Below are 9,527 nucleotides of genomic sequence, written 5' to 3'. Positions count from 1 at the left end.
GACGCTTCGCAAACGACTGATTGTAGTACTGTTCGCGCTTGGTGCGGTTTTTCTGGCGCTGGTCGGTCGCCTGGCATACATTCAGTTGATACAAGCCCCGTGGTTAACCGAGAAAGCGGAAGATCTCTGGCGCCGGGACATACCGGTTGAATCCAAACGCGGCATCATCATGGACAGGAACGGAGAGGTTCTTGCCTATAATGGAAGCGCCCCGACAATTGTGGCCTTTCCTGCTCAGATCAAAGACAAACCGGGTACAGCGGAAAAATTGGCCAAAGTACTCGGGGTCGACAAGGATGCACTGCTGGCAAGGATCAGCAAACGTACCCTGTTGGTGTACGTGATGCCCGGCGGGCGCAAGATTGACGACCAGAAAGCGAAAGAAGTACGATCGTTGAAATTGCCGGGAGTTTACATAACAGAGGAAGGGAAGCGGTTTTATCCCTTTGAAAATCTGGCCTCCCATATCCTTGGATTTACAGGAGCCGTCAACCAGGGGTTGACAGGGCTTGAGGCATGGTATGACGAGCGGCTCCGCGGAAAGAATGGAAGCATATCGTTTTTTGCCCAGGCCAATCAGCAGAAGATGCCCAACGAGAATGACTCCTATACGCCCCCCGAGAACGGACTCAACATGAAACTGACCATCGACAAGGAAATCTCCAACTTTGTCCGACGCGAGATCGACAATCTGGTGGCTGCCTATAACCCGGATGGCGTTATGGCCATTGTCGCTGACCCGAAGACCGGGGAAATCCTGGCTATGGAGAACTATCCCACCTATAAACCTGCGCAGTACAAAGAGTATCCCCAGGAAGTCTACAACCGGAATCTGGCCATCTGGAAAACCTTTGAGCCCGGATCCACTTTTAAAATCGTGACATTGGCGGCTGCATTGGAAGAGAAGAAAGTCCAACTGACAGAACGGTTCTTTGACCCCGGTTACTACGAAGTGGCAGGACGCAAGATTCGCTGCTGGAAAGCGGGGGGCCACGGCTCCGAGTCCATGCTGGAAGTTGTCGAGAATTCCTGCAACCCGGGTTTTATGCTGATGGGGCAAAGACTTGGCAAAGAAAAGCTGTTTTCCTATATCGACAAGTTCGGATTCGGCAAGAAAACCGGCATCGACATGCCCGGCGAAGGAACCGGAATCCTGTTTAAATTGAACCAGGTCGGACCTTTGGAACTGGCTACCACCTCTTTCGGCCAAGGAGTATCGGTGACTCCGATCCAACAGGTGATGGCCGTTTCCGCAATTGCAAATGGCGGACTTCTGATGGAACCCCATATAGCAAAAGAGTGGATCGATCCGGAAACGGGGAAAGCGGTGGAAACCGTTCAGCCCAAGGTGAAACACCGGGTAGTGTCGGAAGAGACGGCCAAAACGGTTCGTGAAACTTTGGAGAGTGTGGTTGCACAGGGGACGGGACGCCACGCATACCGGGAAGGATACCGGATTGCAGGAAAGACGGGCACCGCCCAGGTTGCGTCACCCGGAGGGGGTTACAAGCAGGGCCATTATATCGTCTCCTTCGTCGGCATGGCTCCGGCAGATGATCCGAAACTCGTGGCTTATCTGGCGGTGGACAATCCAAAGGCCGGTCTGATCTTTGGGGGTTTGATAGCAGCACCCGTTGTCGGCAACATCCTGGCTGATTCCTTGCATTATTTGAATGTCCCCACAAGGAAAAACGGCATCTCTCTCGAATATCGATATGGTGACATCAAACCTGTCGAGGTGCCTCCGGTGGCCGGTCTGACGCTGGAAGAGGCAAAAAGGGAAATGATTAACAGCCACATGCAGCTGCGGGTGGAAACCGTTGGCGAGGGCAAGTTTGTGGTGGCCCAGGCACCAACCCCCGGCACCAAAGTGACTCCGGGGGCGACGATCCGGATTTTCCTGAGCGATCAGCCTGTTCCTTGACAGGTCCTTGCATCTGCCGTACATTCTGACTAATGGGGGGTGAATTCCCCCGTGCATTTGTTTGAGGAGGTTTTTCCATTGCAATTGAGTAAGCTGCTTGCTCCCATTTTGCTGAAGAAGATCACCGACACCATTGATACGCTGGACATCACCGGCATTACCGCCGACTCCCGCAAGGCATGTCCCGGGTGCCTGTTTGTCGCGCTTAAGGGTCATACTGTAGACGGGCACGATTTTGTTGCCGGGGCGGTGGAGCAAGGAGCTGTGGCGGCAGTTGTCGAAAGGGAAGTGGAAGGACTTCCGGTGCCGCAAATTATCGTCCATAACACCCGGGATGTGGTTCCGATCCTGGCTTCAACCTTTTACCGGCATCCGTCCCACTCGATGAAAGTCATCGGTGTGACCGGGACCAATGGCAAGACAACTGTTACAAACCTGATTGACAAAATTCTGACCGATCAGGGACACCGAACGGGCTTGATCGGCACAATCAAGAATCGTATCGGGAATCAGGAGTATGATGCGGCCAACACCACTCCCGAAGCGTTGGAATTGCAAGAGACATTTCACCGGATGAAAGAATTCGGGACAGAATATGTGGCGATGGAAGTGTCCTCCCATGCGCTTGATCTGAAAAGGGTCGCCGGTACCCGCTTCCGGACGGCTGTTTTTACGAACCTGACCCAGGATCACTTGGATTTTCACGGATCAATGGAAAAATACCGGAACGCAAAAGGGAAGTTTTTTTCCCAACTGGGCAATACATACGAGGACCGGCTGGTGGACAACCGATTTGCGGTCATTAATGCGGACGACCCGGAGGCCGGTTTCTTCATTGGTCAGACTGTCGCCCAGGTTGTTACTTACGGAATTGACAAAGAGGCGGATGTCCGGGGCTTGAATGTGCAAATCGAGGCAGGCGGCGCGTCTTTCACGTTGGCGAGCTTTGCCGGATCGATAGATTTGCATCTGCAAATGACCGGAAAGTTTTCCGTATACAATGCATTGGCGGCAGCTGCCGCCTGTCTGTGTGAAGGAGTGGGTTTATCCGCGATTAAAGCTTCCCTCGAATCGGTTTCCGGTGTGGACGGCAGATTCGAACGTGTGGTGGCCGGACAGGATTTTACCGTCATTGTGGACTATGCCCATACGCCGGATTCGCTTGAGAATGTTCTGAAGACCATCCGGGAGTTTGCGAAAGGGAAGGTCTATACGGTCGTAGGATGCGGGGGGGACAGGGACCGTACAAAGCGGCCCATCATGGCACGGATTGCTGCCGCTTACAGTGATGTGGCAATCATTACCTCGGACAATCCCCGAACGGAAGATCCCGAGAAAATTCTTGACGACATGGAGCAGGGGCTGACTGATGTTTCCCGAGACCGATATGTGCGCCTGACAGACAGAAAAGACGCGATCCGTCACGCGGTGGGTCAGGCTGTTGCAGGCGATGTGGTCCTGATCGCCGGCAAAGGGCACGAAACCTATCAGATCATCGGCACAACCAAACATCATTTTGACGACCGGGAAGTGGCAGTCCAGGCGATTCGAGGTGAACTATGATCCGGGCCAGCATCCAAGAAATCGTGAACATGGCGGAAGGGGAACTGCTGAAAGGCGACCCTGCCCTTGTGATACATGGAGTTTCCACAGACTCGCGGAAGCAAATGACCGGGTGTCTTTTCGTGCCGCTGATCGGGGAGCGGCATGACGCACATGAGTTCCTGTCCCAGGCGGTTGACAATGGGGCTGTGGCTGCCCTATGGCAAAAAAACCGGCCTCTGCCCGAACAATCTGTAGGGAAACTTGCGTTCATCGGGGTTGATGATACGCTTGCCGCCCTCCAAAAAATCGCAAAGGCATACCGCCGCACGCTCCGGACAAAGGTGGTCGGCGTTACGGGTAGTAATGGAAAGACCTCAACCAAGGATATGATCGCCCAGGTGCTTTCCGAACGGTTTAAAGTGCAAAAAACACAAGGCAATCTCAATAACCATATCGGACTGCCTCTCATGGTGCTGACATTGGAGCCGGATACGGATGTGGCCGTGCTGGAAATGGGGATGAGCGGCAGAGGAGAGATTGCACTGCTTGCCGACATTGCAGCGCCCGAGATTGGCGTTATCACAAACATCGGGGAGGCGCACATCGAGTTTCTGGGTTCCCGGGAAGGAATCGCCAGAGCCAAATTCGAGCTGATTGAGGCATTGTCCCCGGACGGTTTGGCTTTGCTGCATGGTGACGAGCCGCTGCTGCGGGCTCTCGCTGACAGAATCCCCTGCTTGACCCAATGGTTTGGGTTTGAAGAAAATAACGATTACCGAGCCGTCGACATCCGCTCTCTCGGTTTGGAAGGCACCTCTTTCCGGGTGGAAGGGGAGGGGCTTGAGTACCGGCTTCCGGTTCCGGGTGTTCATCAAGTGGGAAATGCTTTGGCTGCGGTTGCGGTTGGACGTCATCTTGGCATGTCCGTCGGCGAAATTGCAAGCGGTTTGTCAAAGACCGCCTTGTCAGCCATGAGAATGGAAGTAAGAGCCCGTCCCGCCGGCGGATATATTGTCAATGACGCCTATAATGCCAGCCCTACTTCGATGAAGGCGGCCTTGAAGATGTTGTCCGATACACCCGGGACCGATTTCAGGGTGGCTGCCATCGGAGATATGCTGGAACTGGGGGATCTGGCAGCGGAGATGCATTATGAAGTGGGCCGAAAGGCAGGGCATCTGCGGATTGACCTGCTGGTGACCCTTGGCCAACACGCCGCGGATATCGCAAGGGGCGCCGAGGATGCCGGATTCGCCAAAGACCGGATTTTTATGGCGGAAACCAAACAGCAGGCAATCGAATATATTCAACACTGTATCGCAGACAAAGAGTTCCCTGTCATACTTGTAAAAGCTTCACGAGGGATGAAGATGGAAGAAATCGCAGCTGGGTTGTTGGCGTAAGGGGGACCGCGGAATGGAATTGCAAGCGTTGTTTTGGACAGCCGGGGTGGCGTTTTTGATCGCCGTAGTTATCGGCCCCCTGTTTATACCTGTATTGAGACGATTGAAATTTGGGCAGGCGATCCGCTCAGAAGGCCCGCAGGGACATCAGAAGAAGGCAGGAACCCCAACCATGGGGGGGACCATCTTTCTTGTCGCCCTGGCCATTACCTCCATTCAATTCTCGGACAGATCCTCCGAGTTGTGGCTGCTGCTTCTGGTCACGCTCGGGTTTGGCCTGGTCGGGTTTCTGGATGATTACATCAAAGTGGTGATGAAGCGGAATCTGGGACTTCGCGCCAGACAGAAGTTATTGGGACAGATTCTCGTTTCGGCCATTTTCTTTGCGGTCTTATACATTCAACAATTTGACTTTTCCGTATCGGTTCCGTTTACTGATAGTACATGGGACTTGGGCTTGTTATATGCTGTATTTCTGTTTCTTGTGCTGATCGGCACGACCAACGGGGTCAACCTGACAGACGGGTTGGACGGTTTGGCGGCCGGAACCTCGGCTATTGCGTTTGCCACCTATGCTCTGATTGCGGCGGTCTGGTCGAGCCAGTTTGATGTGGCCATTTTTTGTGCCGCAATGGCAGGGGCTCTGCTTGGATTTCTTGTGTTTAACGCACACCCCGCCAAAGTGTTCATGGGGGACACCGGGTCGCTGGCCCTGGGTGGCGGACTGGCTGCCGCAGCGATCCTGACCAAGACGGAGCTCCTGTTGGTGCTGATCGGGTTCGTGTTTGTGGCTGAAACCTTGTCCGTCCTGATCCAGGTATTTTCGTTTCAGGTTTTTGGCAAGCGGGTATTCAAAATGAGTCCTTTACACCACCATTTTGAGCTTTCCGGCTGGTCCGAATGGCGGGTGGTCGCCACCTTCTGGGCTGCCGGTTTGGCCTGTTCCATGGCTGCTTTGTCAGCTTACTTCTAAATAAGCAGAATGAAGGAGCTCTACCACAATGGATTATCAGGGGAAGAACGTTTTGGTTTTAGGCCTCGCCCGGAGTGGCGCGGCCGTTGCCCGTTTATTGAACAAACATGGAGCCCGGGTGGTTGCAAATGATCAAAAGGAGCGCGAATCTTTCGGCGATGTCCCGGACGAACTTGGGAAACTGGGAATCGAAGTGATTTGCGGCGGGCACCCGGAAGGGATTGTCTCCCCGAATCTTGACCTGCTTGTGAAAAATCCGGGAATCCCTTATACGGCAGCCCCGATTCAACAGGCACTGGCATTGGGAATTCCGATCGTTACGGAAGTGGAGGTTGCCTATCAGTTTGCTAAAGCCCCCATTATTGGAATCACAGGATCCAACGGGAAAACCACGACCACCACACTGACGGGTGAGATTCTGAAAGCGGCCGGACTCAATCCGGTGGTCGCGGGCAACATTGGTACCGCGCTGTCCGAAATCGTGGAAGAAGTGCGGGCGGATCAATGGCTGGTGGCGGAACTGTCTTCTTTCCAATTGTTGGGTACCGACACCTTCCGTCCGCGAATCGGGGCGCTGCTCAACTTGTATAAAGCGCATCTGGACTATCATGGCACCATGGAGGAGTATATTGCCGCCAAAAGCCGCCTCTTCCGCAACCAGGCGGAAAATGACGTGGCTGTGCTGAACGCGGATCAGCCGGCGGTAATGGAACTGGCAAACTCTTTGCAGGGGCGGATTTTTCCGTTCAGTATCCGGAAAAGATTGGAAGAGGGAGTTTTTGTCAAGGATGAAAGTATCATCGTTCGATCCAGCGGCCAGGACGTCCCTGTATGCCGGTTGAATGACATTCCCATCAAAGGGGCCCACAATCTGGAAAACGTTTTGGCAGCCACTGCCATAGCCTATTCTGCCGGTGCGTCCCCCGGATCCATTCGCGAGGGAATCCGCGGGTTCAAAGGAGTCGAGCACCGCTTGGAATTCGTGGCCGAGAAAAATGGGGTCACCTACTACAATGATTCAAAGGCCACCAATGCGGAAGCGGCCACAAGGGCCATTACGTCCTTCTCCAACCCGGTGGTGCTGATAGCAGGCGGCCTTGATCGCGGAACCGATTTCGCCGAGCTGATTCCCGTTTTTCAAAAACATGTGAAAGCGATCGTCACTCTGGGGCAATCGGCTGACAAGTTGGCGGCTGCGGCCGAGAAGGCCGGCGTCCTGACAAGGTTCAAGGCCGGTTCCATTGAGGAAGCGGTTTCCATTGCAGCCAATGCTGCGGAAACAGGGGATTCGGTTCTGCTTTCACCCGCTTGCGCCAGTTGGGACATGTACAGTTCGTTTGAAGAAAGGGGACGTATTTTTAAAGACGCCGTGCATACAATGTAGCGATTGGACGAGACCGAGAAGGGGGATCTCAATTGCAGGCGTACGATCGCAAAAATCCGGATTTGATCATTATTGTGACGGTTCTTCTGCTGCTCGGGCTTGGCGTCGTGATTGTATACAGCGCAAGTGCGATTAAAGCGGAAGGAACGTACGGGGACAGCTTCTATTTTGCCAAACGCCAGTTGCTGTGGGCAATCGCGGGACTTGGCATGATGTTTTTCATGATGAACTTCCATTACACCCGGTTGAAAAAATGTGCCAAAACCATCATGCTGGTCTGTTTTTTGCTGCTGATTCTCGTTCTGACTCCGCTTGGAGTGGAGCGGAACGGTTCCCAGGCATGGCTGGGAATCGGCTCATTCGGCATTCAGCCGTCAGAAGCGGCCAAATTGGGATTGATCGTTTTTTTCGCCTGGTATCTGGAAAGGCATCAGAATCAGATCCATCATTTCAGGAAAGGTCTGCTTCCTCCCCTGTCCATTCTGGTTCTGGCGTTGGGACTGATCATGCTGGAACCTGACCTGGGCCAGAGCACAGTCATTGCGGGCACCACCATTATCCTGATTTTTGCGGCGGGGGCAAGGGTCAGTCATTTGCTTGGATTGGCGTCCCTGGCGATTCCGGCTTTTGCTGCTTTGGTCATGGTGGCGCCTTACCGGCTCAAGCGGATTTTTGCATTCCTGGATCCGTGGAAATACGAGCTTGGTGAGGGATACCAAATCATTCAGTCGCTTTACGCGTTGGGGCCGGGGGGGCTGATGGGACTTGGGCTGGGCCGTTCCCGCCAGAAGTTTTTGTACCTGCCGGAACCGCAGACTGACTTTATCTTCTGTATTTTGGCGGAAGAACTGGGGTTCATCGGAGGGGCCACCGTTATCATGCTGTTCCTGCTGCTGCTTTGGCGGGGGGTACGCGTGGCCATCACCGCCAGGGATCCCTTTGGCAGTTTGCTGGCTATCGGAATTACAGCCATGATCGCGGTTCAAGTCATCATCAACATCGGAGTGGTCACCGGCTCCATGCCTGTAACGGGGATCACCCTGCCTTTCATCAGTTACGGCGGTTCCTCCCTGCTCCTGATGTTGACCGGGGTTGGAATTCTCTTGAACATTTCCCGCCACTCGCGCTAAAATTGACTTGCAAGCTTGCCTAACGGGAGAAAGCGGGTGTGGATCAGCTTGAAGATCGTTGTTACGGGTGGAGGAACGGGTGGGCATATCTACCCGGCCTTGGCGATAGCAAGATATTTCTCTGAAGTGGAACAGGCGGAGATCCTTTACATAGGAACCGAGCGGGGGCTGGAAAGTGACATTGTACCCCGCTCGGGTTTTGCTTTTCGTACGATTGAAGTCAGCGGACTGAAGAGAAGCTTGTCGTCGGACACGCTAAAGACCTTTGCAAGGCTTGGCAAAGGGCTGCTGCAAGCCCGCAGGATTCTGAAAGAATACCAGCCTGATGTGGTAATCGGCTGCGGGGGGTATGTGGTGGCGCCCGTTGTCTTCATGGCCAAAATGCTGGCCATTCCGACATACATTCACGAAATGGATGTCTTCCCCGGACTTACCAACCGGTCCCTGAGCCGTTTTGCCGATCGGATCGGGGTATCCTTCGAGGGATCGGTGAACTATTTCTCCAATGTAAAACACAAGGTGGTTGTTGCAGGAAACCCAAGAGCCAGCGAAGTGGTGAAGGTGACGCCTGACGAGACTCGTCAGGTCAAACAGGAATTGGGCCTCGATCCGGAGAAAAAAACGGTCGTAATCGTATCCGGATCCCGGGGGGCGAAACCGATCAACGATGCTGTCCTGAGTATGCTCGAGTCGGTGTCCAACCAGAGACGGTTTCAATTGCTCTATATTACGGGTCAGATCCATTACGAGGATGTGGCCGGTCAATTGAAACGCACAGGTTTCGGTCCGCAGTCGGGCATTTTTGTCCAGCCGTTTGTCTACAACATGCCGCCTCTGTTGGCAGGATCCGACCTGCTTGTCTCCCGGGCAGGAGCCACCACAATTGCAGAAGCTACGGCACTGGGCGTACCCGGGATTTACATTCCTTCGCCTTACGTCACCAACAATCATCAGGAATATAATGCCAGATGGCTGGCGGATGCGGGCGCCGGAGTGATGATCAGGGAATCGGAACTGACTCCCGGGCTTCTGTTCCAGGCCATTCAGAGGCTGATGGAATCCCCGTCCGACCTCCGGAAGATGAAGGAGCGGAGCAAGGCGCTTGGTCTTCCGGAAGCGATGTCGAACATTCATCGAACAATTATGGAGTTGGTGAAATAACCGGTGT

General features: G+C 53.9%; 7 protein-coding genes. All 7 read left to right on the top strand.

All coding sequences use genetic code 11. The annotated features are described in order from the left end of the window. Positions 1–1,924, top strand: a 1,924-nt coding sequence (locus EFBL_RS14135; protein WP_231705811.1) for a stage V sporulation protein D, incomplete at its 5' end; no start/stop codon positions are given. Positions 1,925–2,002: 78 nt separating this feature from the next. Continuing rightward, a complete protein-coding gene (locus EFBL_RS14130) occupies positions 2,003–3,487 on the top strand; it encodes a UDP-N-acetylmuramoyl-L-alanyl-D-glutamate--2,6-diaminopimelate ligase (RefSeq protein WP_096182738.1) in 1,485 nt (494 codons plus the stop codon). Further along, positions 3,484–4,872, top strand: coding sequence for a UDP-N-acetylmuramoyl-tripeptide--D-alanyl-D-alanine ligase (locus EFBL_RS14125; RefSeq protein WP_096182737.1), 1,389 nt, complete (start codon positions 3,484–3,486; stop codon positions 4,870–4,872). The genes EFBL_RS14130 and EFBL_RS14125 overlap by 4 nt, the downstream gene beginning before the upstream one ends. 13 nt (positions 4,873–4,885) lie before the next feature. Further along, positions 4,886–5,845: a phospho-N-acetylmuramoyl-pentapeptide-transferase gene (gene mraY / locus EFBL_RS14120; protein ID WP_096182736.1), complete on the top strand. Its 960-nt coding sequence runs from the start codon at positions 4,886–4,888 to the stop codon at positions 5,843–5,845. A gap of 28 nt (positions 5,846–5,873) precedes the next feature. After that, positions 5,874–7,229: a UDP-N-acetylmuramoyl-L-alanine--D-glutamate ligase gene (gene murD, locus EFBL_RS14115; RefSeq protein WP_096182735.1), complete on the top strand. Its 1,356-nt coding sequence runs from the start codon at positions 5,874–5,876 to the stop codon at positions 7,227–7,229. A 32-nt stretch (positions 7,230–7,261) separates the two neighbouring features. Beyond that, a complete protein-coding gene (spoVE, locus tag EFBL_RS14110) occupies positions 7,262–8,359 on the top strand; it encodes a stage V sporulation protein E (protein WP_096182734.1) in 1,098 nt (365 codons plus the stop codon). A 48-nt stretch (positions 8,360–8,407) separates the two neighbouring features. Then, on the top strand, positions 8,408–9,520 hold the full coding sequence (gene murG / locus EFBL_RS14105) for an undecaprenyldiphospho-muramoylpentapeptide beta-N-acetylglucosaminyltransferase (RefSeq protein WP_096182794.1): 1,113 nt from the start codon (positions 8,408–8,410) through the stop codon (positions 9,518–9,520). The last annotated feature ends 7 nt before the right edge of the window (positions 9,521–9,527 follow it).

Source organism: Effusibacillus lacus (assembly GCF_002335525.1).
Classification (GTDB): domain Bacteria; phylum Bacillota; class Bacilli; order Tumebacillales; family Effusibacillaceae; genus Effusibacillus; species Effusibacillus lacus.
The sequence above is the reverse complement of the archived record's forward strand: the minus strand, read 5'-3'. Positions and strand labels throughout refer to the sequence as shown.